Annotated in this window: 23 protein-coding genes; 5 read left to right on the top strand and 18 right to left on the bottom strand. The window is 60.6% G+C overall.

All coding sequences use genetic code 11. The features are described 5' to 3' along the window. Positions 1-29 precede the first annotated feature (29 nt). The 5 genes from EM6_RS03750 to EM6_RS03770 form a co-directional block, all read right to left on the bottom strand. Positions 30-905, bottom strand: a complete 876-nt coding sequence (locus EM6_RS03750; protein ID WP_126420386.1) for an RluA family pseudouridine synthase — start codon at positions 903-905, stop codon at positions 30-32. A gap of 43 nt (positions 906-948) precedes the next feature. Then, a complete protein-coding gene (locus EM6_RS03755) occupies positions 949-1,212 on the bottom strand; it encodes a hypothetical protein (RefSeq protein ID WP_126420387.1) in 264 nt (87 codons plus the stop codon). 40 nt (positions 1,213-1,252) lie between these two features. Continuing rightward, entirely contained in the window at positions 1,253-1,735 is a 483-nt protein-coding gene (locus tag EM6_RS03760) for a DUF805 domain-containing protein (protein WP_126420388.1), read from the bottom strand. Between the two features lie 93 nt (positions 1,736-1,828). Then, positions 1,829-2,323: a hypothetical protein gene (locus EM6_RS03765; RefSeq protein WP_126420389.1), complete on the bottom strand. Its 495-nt coding sequence runs from the start codon at positions 2,321-2,323 to the stop codon at positions 1,829-1,831. 2 nt (positions 2,324-2,325) lie between these two features. Next, positions 2,326-3,681: a replication-associated recombination protein A gene (locus EM6_RS03770; protein WP_126420390.1), complete on the bottom strand. Its 1,356-nt coding sequence runs from the start codon at positions 3,679-3,681 to the stop codon at positions 2,326-2,328. A gap of 91 nt (positions 3,682-3,772) precedes the next feature. On the opposite strand from EM6_RS03770, the gene EM6_RS03775 reads away from it, so the two are divergent. Then, entirely contained in the window at positions 3,773-4,060 is a 288-nt protein-coding gene (locus EM6_RS03775; RefSeq protein ID WP_126420391.1) for a hypothetical protein, read from the top strand. Between the two features lie 81 nt (positions 4,061-4,141). Here the strand turns inward: EM6_RS03775 and EM6_RS03780 are convergent, their stop codons facing one another. The 3 genes from EM6_RS03780 to EM6_RS03790 form a co-directional block, all read right to left on the bottom strand. Further along, on the bottom strand, positions 4,142-4,645 hold the full coding sequence (locus EM6_RS03780) for a hypothetical protein (RefSeq protein ID WP_126420392.1): 504 nt from the start codon (positions 4,643-4,645) through the stop codon (positions 4,142-4,144). Positions 4,646-4,879: 234 nt separating this feature from the next. Next, positions 4,880-5,197: a hypothetical protein gene (locus EM6_RS03785; RefSeq protein WP_126420393.1), complete on the bottom strand. Its 318-nt coding sequence runs from the start codon at positions 5,195-5,197 to the stop codon at positions 4,880-4,882. Between the two features lie 46 nt (positions 5,198-5,243). Then, entirely contained in the window at positions 5,244-5,804 is a 561-nt protein-coding gene (locus EM6_RS03790) for an HNH endonuclease (RefSeq protein WP_126420394.1), read from the bottom strand. A gap of 154 nt (positions 5,805-5,958) precedes the next feature. On the opposite strand from EM6_RS03790, the gene gluQRS reads away from it, so the two are divergent. Beyond that, entirely contained in the window at positions 5,959-6,786 is an 828-nt protein-coding gene (gene gluQRS / locus EM6_RS03795; protein ID WP_126420395.1) for a tRNA glutamyl-Q(34) synthetase GluQRS, read from the top strand. Positions 6,787-6,841: 55 nt separating this feature from the next. On the opposite strand, the gene EM6_RS03800 is transcribed toward gluQRS, so the two are convergent. Continuing rightward, the gene (locus EM6_RS03800) at positions 6,842-7,045 is read right to left on the bottom strand and encodes a cold-shock protein (protein WP_013478897.1); all 204 of its coding nucleotides are present in this window, start codon (positions 7,043-7,045) and stop codon (positions 6,842-6,844) included. Between the two features lie 442 nt (positions 7,046-7,487). Between EM6_RS03800 and EM6_RS03805 the strand changes: the two genes are divergently transcribed. Beyond that, positions 7,488-8,570, top strand: coding sequence for an alpha/beta hydrolase fold domain-containing protein (locus tag EM6_RS03805; RefSeq protein ID WP_126420396.1), 1,083 nt, complete (start codon positions 7,488-7,490; stop codon positions 8,568-8,570). Here EM6_RS03805 and EM6_RS03810 read toward each other — a convergent pair. Beyond that, positions 8,552-10,153, bottom strand: a complete 1,602-nt coding sequence (locus tag EM6_RS03810) for an AbgT family transporter (RefSeq protein WP_126420397.1) — start codon at positions 10,151-10,153, stop codon at positions 8,552-8,554. The genes EM6_RS03805 and EM6_RS03810 overlap by 19 nt on opposite strands. 267 nt (positions 10,154-10,420) lie before the next feature. Here EM6_RS03810 and EM6_RS03815 point away from each other — a divergent pair, with 267 nt between their 5' ends. Both EM6_RS03815 and EM6_RS03820 read left to right on the top strand, forming a co-directional pair. Further along, entirely contained in the window at positions 10,421-10,822 is a 402-nt protein-coding gene (locus EM6_RS03815) for an RcnB family protein (RefSeq protein WP_126420398.1), read from the top strand. A gap of 232 nt (positions 10,823-11,054) precedes the next feature. Then, on the top strand, positions 11,055-11,930 hold the full coding sequence (locus tag EM6_RS03820) for a hypothetical protein (RefSeq protein WP_126420399.1): 876 nt from the start codon (positions 11,055-11,057) through the stop codon (positions 11,928-11,930). 66 nt (positions 11,931-11,996) lie between these two features. On the opposite strand, the gene EM6_RS17720 is transcribed toward EM6_RS03820, so the two are convergent. From EM6_RS17720 to EM6_RS03860, 8 genes are all read right to left on the bottom strand, one after another. Next, positions 11,997-12,509 carry an Imm26 family immunity protein gene (locus EM6_RS17720; protein WP_420000734.1) on the bottom strand — a complete coding sequence of 171 codons (513 nt, stop codon included), beginning with the start codon at positions 12,507-12,509 and terminating at the stop codon, positions 11,997-11,999. A 7-nt stretch (positions 12,510-12,516) separates the two neighbouring features. Continuing rightward, on the bottom strand, positions 12,517-14,439 hold the full coding sequence (gene dxs, locus EM6_RS03830) for a 1-deoxy-D-xylulose-5-phosphate synthase (RefSeq protein ID WP_126420400.1): 1,923 nt from the start codon (positions 14,437-14,439) through the stop codon (positions 12,517-12,519). 294 nt (positions 14,440-14,733) lie between these two features. After that, positions 14,734-16,068, bottom strand: coding sequence for a hypothetical protein (locus EM6_RS03835; RefSeq protein WP_126420401.1), 1,335 nt, complete (start codon positions 16,066-16,068; stop codon positions 14,734-14,736). A 20-nt stretch (positions 16,069-16,088) separates the two neighbouring features. After that, complete coding sequence (locus EM6_RS03840; RefSeq protein WP_172961221.1) at positions 16,089-16,997, bottom strand: polyprenyl synthetase family protein; 909 nt, start codon at positions 16,995-16,997, stop codon at positions 16,089-16,091. A gap of 4 nt (positions 16,998-17,001) precedes the next feature. Then, complete coding sequence (locus EM6_RS03845) at positions 17,002-17,241, bottom strand: exodeoxyribonuclease VII small subunit (RefSeq protein WP_126420403.1); 240 nt, start codon at positions 17,239-17,241, stop codon at positions 17,002-17,004. A gap of 59 nt (positions 17,242-17,300) precedes the next feature. Continuing rightward, complete coding sequence (locus tag EM6_RS03850) at positions 17,301-17,903, bottom strand: histidine phosphatase family protein (RefSeq protein WP_126420404.1); 603 nt, start codon at positions 17,901-17,903, stop codon at positions 17,301-17,303. 187 nt (positions 17,904-18,090) lie between these two features. Then, on the bottom strand, positions 18,091-19,323 hold the full coding sequence (locus EM6_RS03855) for an SAM-dependent methyltransferase (RefSeq protein WP_126420405.1): 1,233 nt from the start codon (positions 19,321-19,323) through the stop codon (positions 18,091-18,093). A gap of 55 nt (positions 19,324-19,378) precedes the next feature. Further along, the gene (locus EM6_RS03860) at positions 19,379-19,804 is read right to left on the bottom strand and encodes a DUF2177 family protein (protein WP_126420406.1); all 426 of its coding nucleotides are present in this window, start codon (positions 19,802-19,804) and stop codon (positions 19,379-19,381) included. Positions 19,805-19,829 lie beyond the last annotated feature (25 nt).

Genomic DNA, 19,829 nt, shown 5'->3' on the forward strand with positions numbered 1-19,829 from the left:
TACGTGTTTACCGTAAACGGCGGGAAGCCTTACGGCCTTTTTTCGTGCGCCAGCTCAAGAGCTTCACACAGGGCCTGAATATCCGGGCTCAGAGGTGCCTCCCAGTGGCGGCGACCGCCATCGGGATGCGGAAACTCTATGGCGCGGGCGTGCAGCATCAGGCGGGGCACGCGCAGACCGTCCAGACTGAGCGCGCCGCCATAGCGGACATCCCCCGCAATCGGGCAGCCCAGATGCGCCATGTGCACGCGGATCTGATGCATCCGGCCCGTAAAGGGCTCACACTGCACCAGCGCCGAGGTGTCGGTGCGGCTGAGCACACGATAGGTGGTGCGGGCGGTAAGCGCGTCCGGATGATCGGCGGCGCAAACGCGGCTATAGGCCTCGCGCCCGATCTCTTCGCGGCGCAGAGGCACGTCGATGACGCCTTCGTCTTTCAGATTATGCGGATTGGCGACGATGCAGACATAGGTCTTATGCACATCACGCGCGGCAATCGCATTGCCGACAAAGGCCGCCGAGGTGCGCGTCTTGGCCGCCAGAATAATGCCCGACGTGTCGCGGTCCAGCCGGTGTAGCAGGCGCGGCTTGTTGCCATTCGAGCGCGCGAAGGCCCACAACATGTCATCGAGATTATGAAAATTGCCACGCCCGCCCTGTGACGACAGGTTCGAGGGCTTGTTAAAGCCCATAATCACCCCGTCTTCGTGGCTCAGCATGGATTTGACCCACACGATCTCTTCGTCGGACAGTTTCAGCGGCCGGTCGATGGCCTTTGGATTTTTGGGCGTCTGTACGGGACGCGCCCAACCTTTGGATTCGCGCTCGGCAAGAGCGGCCTTGTGCTGCGGCGATTGACGCGAGGCCTTTTTACGGTTGAGCTTGTCCTGCTTTTTCGGGGTCATGCGCGGCTCTTACAATATCGCCCAGCGCTTGCCCATAGGCCTTTCAGTCCTCACGTCGTTTGCCCGCCCCGCGACGGCCCCGAAAGCCGGACCCGCTCAGCGAGCCAAACAGGGCCACCAGAATGATCAGCGCCCCCAGCGCAAAGGCGGCCCAGACGGCCAGTCCTTGCCCGCTGATTCCGATATTGAGGGCGCGCAATACCTGCCCGGCCTCATAGGGCGCATAGAGGGCCAGTACCACCACAGCCGCAAAGACGGCAGCGACGATCCCCGCCCCTATCTTCAAAATCCGCACGACCTGGCTCATCCATCACCTCACTTTGGAGAGCCAAGCCTATAGCCTCTCGTTAGCGATGACCAGCCATACGCACCGGCCCGACCGGACGGCGCAGGGATTGACGCAACGGCTGTGCTGACGGCTGCGCCAGCAGATAAAACAGCACGAAGATACCCGCCCCCAGGGCCAGCAACTGCCACCAGCCGGAGCGGTTCAGGTCGTGCAGACGGCGCGTGGTGACCGCTATATAGGGGACGAGCAAGGCAAGGGGCACGATATAGAGCCCGTCCAACCCAAAGGCTCCATCCACAAGGGCCGCGACCACATAGCTTCCCATGAACAGCAACAGGAAAGCCCCGTATTCGCCACGCGACGCCCGGCCTTTGAAGTCAAAGGCGCGCGCAAAACCGCTGAGCACCGCGGCCTCAAAGCCTTGGGTGCGGTGCGGCGCACCAAAACGGTTCGGTCCGGTGGGGTGAATGACAAACGGCAGAAAGGCCGGCGCGATCCACAGCAGTAGAACGGCCAGTTGTTGCAGGGTTTCCGGTGACATAGCGCGTCTCCTTTATAAAGCTGACACACAGTCTGGAGGGCAAATGGGCCGGAAATGGGGAGCGATTATCACAGAGCTGAGAGGCGAGTGTGACTATCCCCGCAGGTTCGGTAACGCCTTGACCAGTTTATGAGGGATGAGAACCAACACCAGACCGAGGATGGCACTCACACCCATCTGCCAGCCTTGGGCAACTATCGAGCTGCCTGATGTATCGGTGGCGATCATGCCCAGCCAAGGCCCCAGCCGGATCATGGCGGTATAGGCAAGATACAGACCGAAGAGGCGAAAAACCACAGCCTGCCACGCCTCGACTCCAGCACCGCTCTCAGAAGCCGCCTGCTGGGGCGGGGTAATTTGCCGGGCAATCCAGCTCGCCATCAGCCACAAACCGAGAATGAACGTCAAAAAAACGGCTATGGTCACAAGCGCCACGCCCCTCGACTGCGCATCCATTGTCGGCAAAAGAGGAAACGCGGCCGAAAACTCAAGCAATCGGCTGAATACATATATCGCCAACAGGCGGGCAGATATGAAGGCAATATCATAAGGCGTCACGCCTTTGGCAGATGTCTGATCGGTTTGCATCCTTATCCCCCCCTTTGCTGCTGTTTCTTTTCCCGCAATTGTGCCCAGTATTCAAGCCTTTGGCGCGTCTTGCCCTCGTGCCCCTCGCCTTTCGGGTCGTAGAAGCGCGGGCGTGCCATGCCGTCCGGAAAATAGTTCTGCCCTGAAAACCCGTCGGGGTCATCCGGGTCGTAGATATAGCCTTCGCCGTAGCCCAGTTGCTTCATCAATTTGGTAGGCGCATTGCGGATGACTTCGGGCGGGTCGAGCGTCGCGGTGTCCTTCGCCGCCTTCATCGCCGCCTTGAAGGCCGTATAGACGGCGTTCGATTTAGGGGCCGAGGCCATGTGGACAAGCGCCTGAGCAATGGCCAGTTCGCCTTCCGGTGAGCCCAGCACCTCATAGGTTTCGCGCGCCGCATTGGTCATGATCAGCGACATGGGATCGGCATTGCCGATGTCTTCGGAGGCCATGCGCTGCATCCGTCGCACGATGTACAGCGGGTCTTCGCCCCCCTGAAGCATGCGCGCAAACCAGTAGAGCGCTGCATCGGGGTCGGAACCGCGCACCGACTTATGCAGGGCCGAGATCAGGTTGTAGTGGCCTTCGCGGTCCTTATCGTAATTGGGGCGGCGCTTTTGCAGGTTTTGCAGCAGGGCCTCGCTGTTCAGCGGGGCCTCAAACCCCATCGAGGCCAGCGACTCGATCAGGGTCAGCAGATAGCGCCCGTCGCCGTCGGCCAGCCCTTTCAGCGTCTCCTTCGCCTCGTCCATCAGCGGCAAGGCGTGCCCCAGATGCGTTTCGGCGCGGGTGATGAGCTTATCCATCGCCTCGTCATCGAGGCGTTTCAGCACAAAGACCTGACAGCGCGACAAAAGCGCGCCGTTCAGCTCAAATGACGGGTTTTCCGTCGTCGCCCCGATCAGGGTGACCACGCCGGCTTCGACATAGGGCAGGAAACTGTCCTGCTGGGCGCGGTTAAAGCGGTGAATTTCATCGACAAACAGGACACTGTGCACCCCCTGATTGCGGCGGGCCTGCGCGTATTCAAAGGCCTTTTTCAGATCAGCGACGCCGGAAAAAACCGCCGAAATCTGCTGAAACTCATAGCCGACGCTGGCCGCCAGCAACCGCGCAATGGTCGTCTTGCCGACGCCCGGCGGCCCCCACAGGATCAGCGACGGCAAAAACCCACGATCGACGGCGCGCGCAATGGACCCGCCTTCGCCCAGCAGGTGGTCCTGCCCCACGATCTCGGACAGGGCCTGCGGCCGCAAACGCTCAGCCAGCGGCTTGAACCCTTCGGGGGCGGCGGTCAGGGTCGGAGCGGACGGCGTCAGGCCAGCCGCCTGAAACAGGTCATGGGGCGCAGAAGACATGGAACATGTATAGAACAAACGTAGGTCAGGTCAAACAACAAATGACAAATATTCAGCCCTTTGTTAATGTGATTTGCGACCGGAGGGGACAATGCAGCGCCGGATATGGTTCAAGCCAATCAGGGTTTACTCAAATTATTGGTGGGTGCGTACATTTTCCCGAAAGCCCGTCGAACCGGACGAAGTGTTCCTCTTTCCCTGTAGCTGGCAGGGGGCTTTAATTTACCTCATCGCCGGAGGTCTATGTTTCGGCACGGCTCGCCTCGCCCTTTATCTGCATACGATCAAACCGGAATACGGCCTCGCCGGATGGGCAGGCTTTGGTGCGATCCTTCTGGTGACCATGATGGTGGCCATACATTTTTCAGAACGACGCTGAGGCGCATGAGGGCGGCCTAAAAGCCTTTCAAAGCCGGTTGAACGCTCTCCTCCCTGTCGCATCAGCGATGGGGAGGAGATATCAGCCGGACTTCTTATACGGTGTGCCGTCGGGCCATTTGCCGATGCGGGCGGCGCGTTGTTCGCGCATTTGAGCCTGTTTGTCGGCCCAGGCCTTTGACCACTCACCGTGCGGAGAGGCCGCGGGCGTTGCCTGTGGTTTCGCCTCTTCTGTCCGCTCAGTGGCCGCCGCCCCTCCCGTCACGGGGGTGCCTGTCTCCTCCCCTGTAAGCCCGTAAGAGCGCGACGGTGGCGGTGGATCAGCGCGAAGGCGACGAGACGCAGCGGGCGTTTCGGTCGGAGTTGCCTCATTGACCGGCTTCGGTTTCGCCTTCAGCAGTGGCGTGTATATCCCCCGCAACATCCGCTCGACGGCCATGATGGCGCGGGCGGTGCGGCCAATCTCTATAGCCGTCGTCGGGCGCGGGGCGGTTTCGAGCGCGGTGAGGAGTTGATCGGCGAGACGCATCAGGCGATCATAGGAGGCGGTGTGGGCGGCGGGGATGTGGGGAGCGATCTGTGTCATGAGCCCAGCATGACAGAGGTTCACGCGGCGGGGACAGATGTCTCGAAAACGCGCTTAAGCGGTTGAAATTGTGTCTGTCTCAGCGGGGATAGATTTTTTTGCCACGGATAGACACGGATGGCGGGCTTTGCCCGCCGAACACGGATGATCCGCGCTCCGGGCTTCTCAGACGCGCAATGCATATCCGTGAGGCCGCGCCAGCGGCCATCCGTGTCTATCCGTGGCCAAAAAACCTCAAAAGCTCTCGAAATCCTCAGACAGGCGCATATGTTCGATGATCGTTTCGCGCGCCTCATCATCGGCGTGCGACAGGTCAAGCACCGCATCGCCGGAATCGAGCACCCGCAAGGACAGTACCTCACCCATATAGGCAAAGCGCGGTATTTTGGGCCCAAACAGACGCTCGCGCCGCGCCTCAACCTGCACGTCCAGCGTTCGTGCCAGCGCTGCCTCGATGGGTTTCAACGGCACCAGGGTCTGACCCTTGTCACGGGGAAAGCGTATCACACCGAAATTCCGGCGATCCAACTCAAAGCGCACGCGCTGCGACATGTCTTAATCAGCCCGAAGAATACCCATATACGCCCCTCAGCCCCCGTCAGGGTTCGAGCAGCGTATCCCAATACAGGTAATCTACCCAACTTTCGTGAAGATAGTGAGGCGGAAAACGCCGTCCCAGCTCCTGAAGCTGATACATTGTCGGGCGGTGTGGACTTTTGGCCAGTGCCATCTGTGCCTGTTGGGGAGTTTTTCCCCCTTTACGCAAGTTGCAGGGGGCGCAGGCGGTGATGATATTGGTCCAGGTGGACTTACCGCCCTGCGAAACGGGCAGCACATGGTCAAAGGTGAGGTCGTGGCGGCAGCCGCAATACTGACAACTGAACTGATCGCGCAGGAAGACATTATAGCGCGTGAAGGCCGGCGGCCGGTTCTGGTCGATATAGGTCTTGAGGCTGATGACGCTGGGCAAACGCATGGTCATCGAGGGCGAGCGGATTTCGACATCATAGGTCGAAACCACATCGACGCGACCTTCGAACACCGCCTTGACGACATCCTGCCACGGGCGGGTCGAAAGCGGATAATAGGAGAGCGGCCTGAAATCGGCATTCAGGACCAGGGCCCGCCAGTCAGAGGGCGGATTTTTCAGGACCTGCATGGACGCCTCCATGCGATCGGGGATGCAACGGGATAATCGTACCGGAAGACCGAACTCCTTCTTGCTGAGAAGCTTATCCACAAGCTCAGTAAGAACCCGATTCCGCAAAAAGAAAACAGTGAACTTTGCATGACAGCGTTTATAGGAAGGACTTATGACCTACCGCACTCGTTTTGCCCCCTCGCCGACCGGCTACCTGCATCTGGGCCATGCCTATGCGGCCCTGACGGCGTTTGAGGCGGCGCGTCAGGCGGACGGTGACTGCCTGTTGCGGATCGAAGACATAGATCGCACGCGCTGCCGCCTGGAATACGAGACAGGGATTTATGAAGACCTGCGCGGGCTGGGGCTGGCGTGGCCTGAGCCGGTATTGCGGCAATCCGATCATCTGGCCGACTATGAGGCGGCACTGGAGAGTTTGCGGGCGCGCGGGCTGGTCTATGCCTGTTACAAGACGCGCAAGGAACTGGCGCAGGCGGCGCAGGGCGCCCCCCAGGAAGGGGATGCTGTAGCGGAGAATGGACCGGCTGAGCGCGAACCCTCATGGCGTCTGTCCTTGGCGGCGGCGCGCGAAGCGCTGGGCGCAAAGTGGGACCGGCTGGGTTTTGTCGAAACGGGTCAGGGTCCCAACGGTGAAACCGGCCCGCAGAGGGCGCGGCCTGAGGTCAATGGCGATGTGGTGCTGGGGCGCAAAGACATCGGCGTCGCCTACCATCTGGCGGTGGTGATTGACGATGCGCGGCAAGGTGTTACCCACATCCACCGCGGCCACGACCTGTTTGCCGCCACCCACACGCAGGTTCTGCTGCAAGGTTTGCTGGGTTTGCCGACGCCGGTGTATCGCCATCACGCCTTACTGCTCGACGATCAGGGAAGGCGACTTGCCAAACGCAAGGGATCAAAAAGCCTGCGTGACTACCGGCACGAAGGCATGGACGCCGAAGCGATCAAGGCCCTGATCGCCGCGACACCGAAGGCGTGAAAAAGCCGCCCCGCGAACGGGACGGCCTCTTTAAAAACCCTTGAAGATAAGGGAATTACAGCAGTTGCAGATTGACAGCGGCGGTCTTGCCGCGCTCGGTCTGAAGCTCGTAGGAGAGCTTCTGACCGTCCGCCAGCCCTTGCAGGCCCGCGCGCTGAACAGCGGTGATGTGGACAAAGACGTCGTTACCGCCTTCGGCCGGTTGAATAAAACCAAAACCCTTGGTGGCATTGAACCACTTAACCGTACCTTCGGCCATGTGCTCTCCTTAGTCAAAAGCAGTATCGAGGTGTTCGGGAGCAAATCTCCCCACAATCGTCGGTCTCGGTAGCGCAGTTTGAGTTCAGGAAAACAGGAAATCCCGTCTCCGAGCAGTCAGCAGCCAGATCACGAATTGCGACAGAGAGTAAGACGCAGCTTTTGAGAGCGGTCAAATAAAAATCCCATATAGACCACCCCCTGCGGCAATAAATCATCGTTACCGAATTGTGATCTCAAAATTCATTATTAATACTTACTGCGACTGAGCCGAAGTTGCTTGTTTAGTCAGGGTATTATTGTGCCAGATGCGACGACCCGGCGGGCTCAGTCGTAACCTTCGGGATAGGGCACGTCCGGCCGGTCATCGGCATTCAACCGCCTTGCCGTTCCGACTGATCCGACCTAACACTGTACTAAACCTCTGTCTATTCAGGTCACCCATGCGTTTGTCGCCCCCCCGTCAGTCCGTCCTGAGACGCCTCCTTCTGCGTCAGGTGTTGCGCCTGCCGTTTGCCGTGCTGAAATTCCTCTCCGGCGGCGGCATTGTGCACGTGGACGGGCGCACGCTTGACACCCAGATCACCTTCCTGTGGAAGACCTTTTTCGCGCGTCAGGATCAGCGCACACCGCTCAGCCTGACCGGCACCTCGGTCGAAGGGGCGCGCGAAGACTGGCAGGAGGCGGCGGCCCTGATGAGCGCGGGGTCTGAGGTGCGGGTGAAGGTCGAAGCCGCCGGTGATGGCGGGCTGGTCAATGGCCAACTGATCCGGCCACAGCGTATCGACCACAATTCCCCGCTGCTGGTGCTGTTCCACGACGGCGGCGGTGTGCTGGGTGGCCCCGAACTGAGCCTCGCCTTTGCCAGCCTGCTGGCGCATGAGGCGCGCTGTCCGGTGTTTTTACCCGCCTACCGACTGGCCCCCGAACACCGCTTTCCGGCGGGGTATGACGACGCGCGTCTGGCCTGGGACTGGGCGCTGGCCAATCTGGGTCGGTTGGGCGCGACCTCGGGTAAGGCGGCCATTGGCGGCATCGGCATGGGCGGCAATATGGCGGCGCGCCTGTGTCTGGATCTGCGGCGTGATTTCAAGCCCTTGCCCGTGGCGCAACTGTTGGTCACCCCCCTGCTCGACCTTGCAGACCCTGACCTGAAAGCGAGCCGCTTCGCCCGAAGCTGGCCGATCAGCGCCGCCGATCTTGATATCATGATCGGCCACTATGCCGGCGCGGGCACGGGCCTGAGCGACGTCGCCCTGTCGCCGCTACGCGAAGAGGTGATCAATGGTCAGCCCCGGACCCTGATCGTCTCTGGCGGGCTTGATCCGCTGGCGGCTCAGGCCGAACGCTATGCGCGGCGTCTGATAGAGGGCCGCACGCACACCCTCTATCGCCGCTATGACACAATGCCTCTGGGCTTTCCGCTGTTTGCCGGAGTGGTCGATCACGCTGAGGCCGCCGTGCGCGATATGGCGGCCCTGTGGAGTGAACTGACCACCTCACCGGATCAGGACGCCGGGGTGTAGTGCACCTGCGCGCCCGGCCCCAGCGGCAGGTCCAGCGCCACCCAAGCTGCCGTCAGACCGATCCCCGCCACCATGAAGCTCAGCGCATAGGGCAGCATCAGGGCCAGCAGCGACCCTACCCCCATGCTCTTGTCCCACCGGCGTGTGAAGGCCAGAATCAGCGGGAAATAGGACATCAGCGGCGTCATGATATTGGTATAGCTGTCGCCCATGCGGTAGGCCGCCGTGGTCATTTCCGGTGAAATACCGACCAGCATGAACATCGGCACCACCACGGGGGCCAGCGCCGACCACTTGGCCGAGGCCGAGCCGATAAACAGGTCGAGAATCGACGAGAACAGCAACACGCTGACCAGAAGCAGCGGAGCGGGCAAATCCCACGCCTTGAGGATTTCGGCCCCATTGATGGCGGTGATCGGCCCCAGCCGTGACCAGTTGAACATGGCGACAAAGTGCGCGGCGAAGAAGGCAAAGACCAGGTAGGGCGCCAGCGAGCGTATCCCCTCGCCCATCATCTTCACCACATCATTGTCGGATGTGATGGTCCCGGCCGCCGTCCCAAAAGCGATCGCCGTGGTGATAAACAGCAGGAAGAAGCCAGCGATCAGGGCGGCATAGAAGGGCTGAAGCTGCGCCGGGCCTGTGGCCTCCTCGTTGATCAGGGGCGTATAGCCGGGCCACAGGGCCAGAGCCGCAAAACCGGCGACGACCAGCACCGCGACGATCCCGGCGCGTTTCAGACCTGTTTTCTCAGCGGGTGTGATTTCGGACTTGGCCAGTTCGGCCTGAAGTTCGGTGTCCGGCGAACCGCCCCATTTGCCCAGACGCGGTTCGACCACCTTATCGGTGATAAACCACGCCACCGGGGTGAACAGGCCGACAATGGCGAGGATGAACCACCAGTTGCCGAGCGGGTTCATCGTCCATGCCGGGTCGATGATGCGGGCAGCCTCCTGCGTGAAGCCGAACAGCAACACGTCGATCTGCCCCGGTGTGATATTGCCGGCATAGCCGCCCGACACAGCGGCAAAGGCCGCGGCGATCCCCACCAGCGGGTGCCTGCCGACCGAGGCATAGATCAGCCCGGCCAGAGGGATAAACACCACATAGGCCGCATCGGACGCATGGTGCGACACCATGCCGGTGATGATCACGCATGGGGTCAGGATGGCGCGCGGGGCATTGCGCAGCGAGGAGCGGATCAGCGCCGAAAACAGGCCTGAGCATTCGGCCACGGCGGCCCCATACATGACCACGACCACCACGCCCAGTGGCGCAAAACCGGTCAGGGTCTTGGGCATATCAACCAGCAGCCGCCCGATATTTTCGGCAGTAAACAGACTGGTCGCCGTATAGGTCACCACACCGTTGTCGAGCGTCGCCCAGTGCGGGGCTTCCTCGCCGCTATAGGGGATGGAGGCCGACCAGCCGAAATGCGCGCCGATGGTCGAAAGCACCATCAGCCCAAGGATCAGCCAGACGAAGATCATCACCGGGTCAGGCAGCAGATTGCCGGCCTTTTCGACCAGCCCCAGAAACCCTTTGGATCGCCGTATGGCGTCTTGCGATTGCGGCTCGGTCACCCTGCGCGTCCTTTTACTTTAAAAGCTTAGGTTAGCGAAGCTTTTACGTCTGTAAACCGGGGCCAGGGCGTGCAATCGATGGCAATTCACAAAAAACAAAAATGAGATAAGGACAGAGATGCTTTGCGAGCATCACTCAACGTCTCCTCACGTCTTTATCTTAATGACGTGGCGACTGAATACACTCGCCACATATCCGTTCATGCGCGGTTCAGGCAGGCAGGGTTAGTCTGTGAGCATAGGGATGGGGCAAGACAGGAGACCGTTATGAAACGCATAATGACTACGTCCTTGCTGGCTATGATGGCTGGCTCCCTGCTGATGGCCGACGTCGCGGCGGCGCATCCGCGTGACCACGACCGTCATGATCGACACGAGCGTTATGACCGCTACGACCGCTATGACCGTTATGACGACCGGCGCGGGCGTTACGACTATTACCGCAGCTATGACCGCGGCCGCCATTATGGCTGGCGTGAGCGTTCTGACTGGCGTCGCGGGGGTTATGTCGCCTATCGCGACTGGGACCGCGGCTACGCCATAGATTACCGCCGCCACCGCCACCTCTACGCCCCGCCGCGCGGCTATGAGTGGCGTCAGGTCGATGACCGCTACGTGCTGGCGGCCGTCGCCACCGGCCTGATCGCGGCCATTGTGCTCAGTAATTAGAATGGTTTAAGTCAGCGCAATCAGGATCACACCCTGAGCGGGTTTCGTTCCATCGGAATGAAACCCGTTTTCGTTGTGTCTGCTTACCCCCTACAGGGGTAAACCACATGAATATGCAGTCCAACCCAACCCTCCCGCCTGTTAGGCTCCGGATGAAATAGGCAAACATGGGAGACTGATCATGGTAAGGCTTGCAAAATGTGTTGGGGCATTTTTATCGATGGGGGCCCTGATGTCCGTGCCGGTCGCCGGGCACGCGCAAAACGTCATTCAGGAACTGGAATTCACCGTAAAAACAGGCAATGACGACCTGCGCAGCGGCGGCCTTCTGTTTGGGCAAATCGTTCTGGAAAACGGCAGCGAGCAACCCCGCTTCCGGATTAATCTGCGCGACGCCCAGCCGGTCGGCTTACCTAACGGCAGCGAGCAGGTATTCAAAATCAGGCTACCTCAGGCATTGGCGCCCGCCCTGCTGGCCAAATCAAAATTCATCCTGACCCATGACGGCGAACCGCGCAATTTTGGCGAAGGCTACGATAACTGGGATCTTCAGGGCTTTCGGATATCCTCCCCGCCCGTATGCAAGGCCGGAGAGACGGTTGCCGAGTCTAGCGGGACATCGGGTTGGGCCCGCCTTACGGGCGCGGAAACCGATCACATCCTGACCGTCCCTCAGTCGCGGCCCCGCGCGGTTTTTCCAAAGTCTCTGGTCTTGAAAATCACCACGGGCACCGATGACCGACGCAGCAATGCCGACACCAAAGCCTTTATCACGTTGAGAGGGGGCAAACGGCTTGCGGCGGTTGCCGTTACCGGAAGCACGGGGCCGTTGCCCTGGGTGAGTCTGCCCCTGCCCAAAGGGACCCCCTTAGCGTCCGTTGCCAGTGTGACGATCACGCACAATGGGGCGGGCGGTCGCAATATTACCGAAAGCTATGACAATTGGGACGTGGCCAAGGTGGTGCTGGCGGTGCCCACTGAGTGCTCGCGATACGTATGGTCGTCGGTCAGCGGTTCACCCTGGAAACGCTTTACCGGTTCCGATCGCAGCGCCACGCTTTCGCTCCGCCTCCCACTGGAAGCGGTTGTTGAAACGTCTGTGGAATAAGAATACTCGTTTGGTAGACCACACAAACGGCGCTCCAACGGGACGCCGTTTTTTATCTGATTGCTGTCATTCAGAAATCCTTGGCAAGCCAATGGCCTCACTTATACAATCGTCAATACCGAGATAACTGGTAAGCCCCCAACTGCCGCGAAATTTTGTATTCAAAACTCTTTGGAGCCATGAACATCTCACGCCTGTTTCGCTGAGGTACCTTTTTCGTGCAACACTCCAGAAGCAATGGCTCCTCAGACGCTGTGATGAGGTTACCTCCATACGCCCTACCGGCACAAAATAACCGCGTGTCCAAGCCATTCTGTTGGTCCAAACGGGCGGGATCAGTAGATTATGAGGGCGCAGATTTTCAAACTTCGGTTCAATGTCGTCTGATTGATCTTTATAAATATAAAGTAGGTTGGCGCCCGGCATCGGGCCAGTCTTCGCACCGCAGATAATGATGCAACCATGCAAATATTTGCCGCCTGGTAACTGTAGGGCAAAGACGTCACCCACAGCTAGTGGTTTACGATTGCGCCTTATGAACTGAAAGTTCGTTGGTGGATAATTGGAGATTACCACCACAAGCCCTCTACTGCACCGCCGCCCTAGCGATATCGGCCTCGCTGAACCCCAGCGCCTTCATGGCCGAAGCCGCAATGCCCTGCGCGTCAAGGCCCGCATCGGCGTACATCTTCTCCGGCTTGTCGTGGTCCTGGAAGCGGTCCGGCAGGGTCAGGGTGCGGATTTTCAGGCCGTTATCCAGCGCGCCTTCGGCCGCCAGATAGTGCAGCACGAACGCCCCGAAGCCGCCCATAGCGCCTTCTTCGACCGTAATCAGGCACTCATGGTGCCGCGCCAGTTGGAGGATCAGGTCCTTATCCAGCGGCTTGGCAAAGCGCGCATCGGCCACCGTGGTCGAAAGCCCGCGTGCCCCCAAAAGATCGGCGGCCTTCAAAGCCTCCGGCAGGCGCGCCCCCAGCGACAGGATAGCGACCTTTGAGCCTTCGCGCACGATGCGCCCGCGCCCGATAGCCAGGGTTTCCGGCACGGCCGGGATTTCAACGCCGACGCCTTCACCGCGCGGATATCTGAACGCCGAAGGGCCATCATCATAGGCGGTGGCCGTGGCGATCATGCGCGCCAGTTCCGCCTCATCCGAAGCGGCCATGATCATCATACCGGGCAGCGTCCCCAGATAGCCGATATCGAACGTCCCGGCGTGGGTCGCCCCGTCGGCCCCGACCAAGCCGGCGCGGTCAATGGCAAAGCGCACGGGCAGGTCCTGAAGCGCCACATCGTGCGCCACCTGATCATAGCCGCGTTGCAGGAAGGTTGAATAGAGCGCACAAAACGGCTTCATGCCGTCTGCCGCCAGACCGGCGGCAAAGGTCACGGCGTGCTGTTCGGCAATGCCCACATCGTAGCAGCGCGTGGGAAACACCTCGGCAAAACGGTCAAGCCCCGTGCCCGACGGCATGGCGGCGGTGATGGCCACCACCTTCGGGTCGATCTGCGCCTGCTTGATCAGCTCGGCGGCAAAGACTTCGGTATAGCTGGGGGCATTGGCCTTGGGCTTGGCCTGTTCGCCCGTAATGACGTCGAACTTCGCCACACCGTGATATTTGTCAGAGGCAGCCTCGGCGGGGGCATAGCCCTTGCCCTTTTGCGTCACCACATGCACCAGCACCGGGCGGTCGGTAATGTCGCGCACACGCTTTAAGACCGACAAAAGGTTGTCCATATCGTGCCCGTCGATGGGACCGACATAGTAGAAGCCCAGTTCCTCAAAGAAGGTGCCGCCGGTCACGTAGGTGCGCGAAAACTCCTCGCCCTTGCGCACCATCTCAAACAGCGGACGCGGCAGGCGTTCGGCCACGCTCTTGCCGAAGCGGCGCACCGCCTGATAGGCGCCGCCGGAGACCAGATTGGCCAGATAGGCGCTCATGCCGCCCACCGGTGGCGCGATCGACATGTCGTTATCGTTGAGGATAACCGTCAGATTTTTGGTCGTTTCGGCGGCATTGTTCATCGCCTCATAGGCCATGCCGGCCGACATCGAGCCGTCGCCGATGACCGCCACGACCTTGTTCGTCTCACCCTTATGGTCTCGCGCCGCGCAAAAACCCAGCGCCGCCGAAATCGAGGTCGCTGCGTGCGCGGCACCGAACGGATCATAGGGGCTTTCCGAGCGCTTCGTGAAGCCGCTGAGGCCGCCGCCCTGACGCAGGGTGCGGATACGCTCACGCCGTCCGGTCAGAATCTTGTGCGGATAGCACTGATGCCCGACGTCCCAGATCAGAATATCGCGTGGCGTTTCAAACACATGGTGCAGCGCCACGGTCAGTTCGACCACGCCCAGCGCCGAGCCCAGATGCCCGCCCGTCTTCGACACCACATCAATGGTTTCGGCGCGCACCTCATCGGCCAGCGTCTTCAGCTCAGCGGCGGACAGATGGCGGATCGCTTCCGGGACCGTCAGCGTGTCCAGAACCGGCGTTTCGGGTTGGGGCATAAGCGGTGCACTCACAGGCCGGATCAGAACCGGCAATGGTTTTGTTCGTCTCTAGTGTCCTGAATCTGAAATTCGCATGCGCTTGATATCGCTCTCTGGCGAATTTCAGATTCAACAGGACACTAGCAACTCATTGTATCTGGTATCGTGTTGCATTTGAAGTTCGCACGGCTGTCGATATCAGACTGAAGCGAACTTCAAATTCACGATACTAGCGTAACCGACATAAAACTGCGGCAAGGTTTTGTCCAGTTGCGTGTTTTATCCGTCCCTATACGTTTTACCCCTCGGCTCCTATTTCGCCTTGGGCTTTTTAACAGGTCGGTTGACCGTGCACAGGTCTGACGACATCTCGCGCGTCTGGGCGATCATGGTGCCGAGTTGTTTCAGGCTGCCGTCCAGTCCGGCCTTATCCGCCGCGCTCAGATTTTCGGCATCCAGCACCATCGCTTCGCGCATGACCGTATCGAGACGCGTCAGGCTTTTCAGAGCGCGCTGACTGGCGGCACACGCGGCCACACGATCGTTCGCCTTCATGGTGCTCTGCAAGTCGGCGATCGCGTTTTCGTAATCCTGCATCAGTTGCTCACCTTCGGCCATCAGGGCGGTGGTGCGCGCGTCGTTGGTCGAGGTCTTGCAGGCTTTTGTCCGGGTTTCCGTCGTCTTTTCCCGCATCTCGGCCGATGAGGTCATCAGAGAACGCAGCGACGCCACGTCCTGACCTTCCGCTTCGAGGCGAGCGATATCGGCCTTGAGACCGGCGTCAGCCTCTTCTATCAGACGGACGCTATTTTGGGCGGCCTCGCACATACTCGCCGCGTCCCCTAGGGTGAACGCCATCATGGCCGAGCTGGCCTTGAGCATGCGTCCGGTATAGGCGTCCGCCGCGATCTGGGCCGGCGTCTGCGGAATTGGGGGTAAGGGCGGCGGTTCGGGCGCATTGACTTTGGCACAGGTCTCGCCGCTTAGGCGCGCGAGTTCGACCGCTTCGGCCTTGGCGTCGGCGTATCCGTCTTTGAACGGCGCCCACGACGCCGGCAGGGTCAGGCTATAGACTTGCTCCAGAAGCTTGTATTCTTCCAGCCGCGCCGCATTCATCCGCTCGGCGCGGCGGATATCGGCGCAGGCGTTCAGATCGTCGCCGCGCGCCAGAGATGCCGTGTAATCGGCGCGCGCCGCGCTCAGCGCCTCAGTCAGAACCTTGAGTTCGGCACGCGAACCGCCCAGCCCGTCGGGACCTTCGTCGACGCGCTTTTTTGCGCAGGCATCCGCATCGGTGATCACGCGGCCGTCGGCGGTCCAACTCAGGCTCAGATAGGCGTGATGGATCAGGTCCGTCGACTTACCTTGAGCTCTAAGCGCCGTCAGGGCCGCGAACGCCTCCGCCTTCGCCTGACGGTACCAGGCGATATCTTCTCCATTTATCCGGCAATAGGGGCCCGTGTCCCCCGCTTTGAAGCCGGCACTTATCTCGGCCTGTTTGGTGCGCGACGGGCTTTCGGTATAGTAGCGGTCGATGCGGTCGCTATAGGTCTTGACCTCGTCCGGCGTCAGCGGCGTTTGCGCCTGCACACCGGTGCTCAACAGCGCGCTAAACGACAGCGCAAGAATTCCCAAAATATGTTTCACTATTCCCCCCGCTGTTGCGATTAGCTCTGTCGTTTCAGCACAAAATCCACGCTGTCGCGCAGGATGTCGGCATCGGTCCCGAAAATATCCAGTCGCGCCTTGCACTGTTCGGACAGGAGCCGCACCCGCGCCTTGGCCTCATCCAGCCCCAGCAGCGTAACGAAATTGGTCTTGCCCTTGGCCGCGTCCTTGCCACCCGCCGCCTTGCCCAACAGGTCCGGATCGCCTTCGACATCCAAAAGATCGTCGGCAATCTGATAGGCCAGCCCCAGATCCTGCGCGAAATGGATCAGGGCATTGGCCTCCTTCTCAGGTGCGTCGGCAATAATGATAGGAATTTCAAAGGCATGAACGATCAGCGCGCCGGTCTTCATACGCTGCATCCGCGCCACACCGCCCAGATCGTCTGACACGCCGATCAGGTCGATCATCTGACCGCCGGCCATGCCCTGCGCGCCCGACGCCAGAGCCAGCCGCGAGATCAGTTCCACCCGCACGCGCGGGTCTTCGTGGGTGTCTTCGGAGGCCAGAATCTCAAAGGCCACGGTCTGAAGCGCATCCCCGGCCAGCACGGCCGTCGCCTCATCATAGGCGCGGTGCACGGTCAGTTGCCCGCGGCGGATATCGTCGTCATCCATGCACGGCAGGTCGTCGTGGACCAGCGAATAGGCGTGGATACATTCCAGCGCGCACGCCGCCCGCAGCACGGCCTGCGCATCGGCATCGAACAGACGCCCGGTTTCGAGCGCAAAAAATGGCCGCAGACGTTTGCCCGGCCCCAGAGCCGCGTAGCGCATGGCCTCGGTCAGGCGCGATTCAAACCCTTCGGCGCGCGGCAAAAGCTCATCGAGCGCCATCGTCACCAGATCGGCGGTCTCCTGCATCCGTTCATGCAGCGGCGGCAGGTCGGAATTGGCGGCGACCGGCATCACCTCAGTTGAACTCCGCCGGGGCCGTGCCTTCGACCTGACCGGTCTTGGACAGGGTGATTTTTTCGACCTGAAGGCGGGCGGCCTCAAGGCGGTCTTCGCACAGGGCCTTCAAAGCCGCGCCGCGTTTATAGAGTTCGAGAGACTTCTCCAGCGGGGCCTGACCGGACTCAAGCTCTGCCACGATGCGCTCAAGCTGGGCCAGCGCCTCTTCGAAGGACAGGGTCTCGGCAGGTTCGGTCATGATGGGCCTTTCGTTACGCAATCAGGTTACGGAGGGGGGCGGCGTTGAGCAAGGGCGGCTCAGGCGCGTCGCTCATAGCGGCGGCAGCCCCAGTACTTAAACCCCTGCTCGCAGGTTTGGCTATAGCCTAATTTTCCCAATTCGAGCGAAATCATCCAGTTGAAATAGCCGTGCGCCAGAAGCAGCACGTCTTCGCCGGTCTGGGCCTTGTCGTGCAGCAGGCGCGCGGCTTGCGCGGCGCGGGCCTCGGCCTGTTTGCGCGTTTCCTCGCCTGCGTGGTGGTTGAACGCCCACCACCAGAAGCGCGAAATCCCGCCCCAGTATTTGGGAGAAAAGGTCAGGAAGGTCGGGAAATTGGGCGGCGGCAGCGGCGCTTCGATAAACAAATCGAGCGATTCAAACGGCTTGCCCCTGCACACCGCGCGCGCCGTTTCGATGGAGCGTTGCAGGGTCGAGGAATAGACAAAGCCCGCTTGCTCGGCCCATTTGACCAGTTGCGGCGGCGGAATCTGACCTTCGAGCAGACCGGCCAGCGTATAGCGCCCCCACCAGTCGCGATAGCCCGCCGCCGTCAGCTTGACGCGCCGCGACAGGGCCGGTTCACCGTGCCGCACGAGGGTAATCGCCCCGTTTCGTGTCTGCGCTGTGCCGCCCTTGGCCAAAGCGTTGCCTCTCTAATACCAACCCAGAGTCATTTTCAATGACACTGGGTATAACAGGAATCGCAAACGATTCCGGCTCCGTTTCAATGAGAGGTTTGGTAGCCCGCCGCATGGGGGGAGACAAGTGATTAAATTCGCCCTGCACAGGCGCTGGCGGGCGCAGGGGGACGCCACCGTGACAGGTGTGTCAGGCCTTCTGAAGCGCGAAATGCACAACGTCGGTGCGCTCAGTGCGGAAACCCGCCTCGCAATAGGCCAGATAAAACAACCACATCTTGCGGAAGGCTTCATCGAAGCCGCTGATGCGCCCCTCAGCCCACGCGGCATCGAAGCGACGCGCCCACATATTGAGCGTGCGGGCGTAGTCATGGCCGAACGACTGATCCGACAGCACCGACAGACCGGCCTTGCCGCTGTGGCTGCGTAGCTTCGACGGCGACGGCAACATACCGCCGGGGAAGATATAGCGCTGGATGAAGTCCGGGCGCTGACGGTAATCTTCGAACAGCTCGTCGCGGATCGTAATGATTTGCAACGCCGCCTTGCCACCCGGCTTGAGGCAGTCCGACACCTTGCGGAAATAGGTGTCCCAGTATTCCATCCCCACCGCCTCAAACATCTCGATGGAGACGATGGCGTCGTATTGGCCCGTCACATCGCGGTAGTCGAGCAGTTTGATTTCGACCTGATCAGACAGGCCCAGCCGCTGCATACGTTCAACCGCATAGTCGTGCTGTGACGGCGAAATGGTCAGGCAGGTGGCCCTGGCGCCCATTTTCGCCGCGTATTCGGCAAAGCCGCCCCAGCCGCAGCCGATTTCCAGCACGTGCTGCCCCGGCTTGAGATCGACCAGCCGCGCCAGCGCCGCATACTTCGCTGTTTGCGCGCGCTCAAGGTCTTCGGTGCCTTTGAACAGGGCGGACGAATAGGTCATGGTGGCGTCCAGCCACTCGGAATAGAAGGCATTGCCCAGATCATAGTGGGCAAAGATGTTGCGCCGCGACCCTTCCTTGGTGTTGCGATTGAAGCTGTGCAGCAGACGGCTCATCATCTGCATGAACGGATTGCCGATAAAGAAGCGCGTCAGGCGATCGATATTCAGCGTGAAGACTTCGAGCAGATCCGGCAGGTCGGGTGTGTCCCACTCCCCGGCGACGTAACCATCGGCAAACCCGACATCACCGGCCGACAGGACGCGACGCAGAAAGCGGAAATCATTGACCTTTAGCACGCCGTGCGGGCCGGGCTCGCGGCCACGGATTTCAAACGGCGTGCCGTTCGGCAGGATGATGTCGAGATTGCCGCGGTGCCAGTTGTGGCGCAGCGTCTTCAACGGCTGCCGCAGGGCCTTGGGCACCACATGCAAATCGGCGCTTTTGGCTACGAAATGGGGTCCAAGGGATGTCGAGGTGCTGGACATAGGGCCGCCTCCGTCTGAGTTTTTTAGTATAATGAAAAAGCGCGCTGCAAAAAATCTATATCTTGAGCAGCCGCCCGGCAAACACGACCAGATGTGACGCGACGGTCGTCAGCACCGCCCCCCAGATCATGTCGATCACCACCAGTTTGAGGGACCAGTCGCGGATTACGGCCATCGCCGTCAAATTATAGGTGCCATAGGCCATCAGCCCCAACAGCGCCGCACTGATCGTCAGTGACCAGCCGGCGGGCAGGCCATGCAACGGCAACTGTCCCGACAGGGCCGGGAAGGTCACAAACCACGTCACCCCCAAGCCGTAAAGCAGATAGAAGGCCACTGCCGCCGCCATATTGATGCGCGTGGCCATCAGATCGCCCATCAACGGCTTATACAACGGACCGGCGGTGAGGGTCAGCCACACGGTGTCAATCACCGCAAAGGCGATCAGGGTCAGGACGAGCGCGCTCAGAAACATCTTCATGCCTCACCTTCAGCATTGGGGGGTC

It is taken from the genome of Asticcacaulis excentricus, assembly GCF_003966695.1.
Classification (GTDB): domain Bacteria; phylum Pseudomonadota; class Alphaproteobacteria; order Caulobacterales; family Caulobacteraceae; genus Asticcacaulis; species Asticcacaulis excentricus_A.

Excerpts from the sequence above, each read along its gene's own strand:
- EM6_RS03855 (WP_126420405.1), bottom strand. The coding sequence starts at position 19,323 with ATGTCCAGCACCTCGACATCCCTTGGACCCCATTTCGTAGCCAAAAGC.
- EM6_RS03765 (WP_126420389.1), bottom strand. The coding sequence starts at position 2,323 with ATGCAAACCGATCAGACATCTGCCAAAGGCGTGACGCCTTATGATATT.
- EM6_RS03755 (WP_126420387.1), bottom strand. The coding sequence starts at position 1,212 with ATGAGCCAGGTCGTGCGGATTTTGAAGATAGGGGCGGGGATCGTCGCT.
- gluQRS (WP_126420395.1), top strand. The coding sequence starts at position 5,959 with ATGACCTACCGCACTCGTTTTGCCCCCTCGCCGACCGGCTACCTGCAT.
- EM6_RS03840 (WP_172961221.1), bottom strand. The coding sequence starts at position 16,997 with ATGCCGGTCGCCGCCAATTCCGACCTGCCGCCGCTGCATGAACGGATG.
- EM6_RS03775 (WP_126420391.1), top strand. The coding sequence starts at position 3,773 with ATGCAGCGCCGGATATGGTTCAAGCCAATCAGGGTTTACTCAAATTAT.
- EM6_RS03860 (WP_126420406.1), bottom strand. The coding sequence starts at position 19,804 with ATGAAGATGTTTCTGAGCGCGCTCGTCCTGACCCTGATCGCCTTTGCG.
- EM6_RS03800 (WP_013478897.1), bottom strand. The coding sequence starts at position 7,045 with ATGGCCGAAGGTACGGTTAAGTGGTTCAATGCCACCAAGGGTTTTGGT.
- EM6_RS03815 (WP_126420398.1), top strand. The coding sequence starts at position 10,421 with ATGAAACGCATAATGACTACGTCCTTGCTGGCTATGATGGCTGGCTCC.
- EM6_RS03780 (WP_126420392.1), bottom strand. The coding sequence starts at position 4,645 with ATGACACAGATCGCTCCCCACATCCCCGCCGCCCACACCGCCTCCTAT.
- EM6_RS03760 (WP_126420388.1), bottom strand. The coding sequence starts at position 1,735 with ATGTCACCGGAAACCCTGCAACAACTGGCCGTTCTACTGCTGTGGATC.
- dxs (WP_126420400.1), bottom strand. The coding sequence starts at position 14,439 with ATGCCCCAACCCGAAACGCCGGTTCTGGACACGCTGACGGTCCCGGAA.
- EM6_RS03770 (WP_126420390.1), bottom strand. The coding sequence starts at position 3,681 with ATGTCTTCTGCGCCCCATGACCTGTTTCAGGCGGCTGGCCTGACGCCG.
- EM6_RS03785 (WP_126420393.1), bottom strand. The coding sequence starts at position 5,197 with ATGTCGCAGCGCGTGCGCTTTGAGTTGGATCGCCGGAATTTCGGTGTG.
- EM6_RS03820 (WP_126420399.1), top strand. The coding sequence starts at position 11,055 with ATGTCCGTGCCGGTCGCCGGGCACGCGCAAAACGTCATTCAGGAACTG.
- EM6_RS03805 (WP_126420396.1), top strand. The coding sequence starts at position 7,488 with ATGCGTTTGTCGCCCCCCCGTCAGTCCGTCCTGAGACGCCTCCTTCTG.
- EM6_RS03790 (WP_126420394.1), bottom strand. The coding sequence starts at position 5,804 with ATGCAGGTCCTGAAAAATCCGCCCTCTGACTGGCGGGCCCTGGTCCTG.
- EM6_RS03845 (WP_126420403.1), bottom strand. The coding sequence starts at position 17,241 with ATGACCGAACCTGCCGAGACCCTGTCCTTCGAAGAGGCGCTGGCCCAG.
- EM6_RS03750 (WP_126420386.1), bottom strand. The coding sequence starts at position 905 with ATGACCCCGAAAAAGCAGGACAAGCTCAACCGTAAAAAGGCCTCGCGT.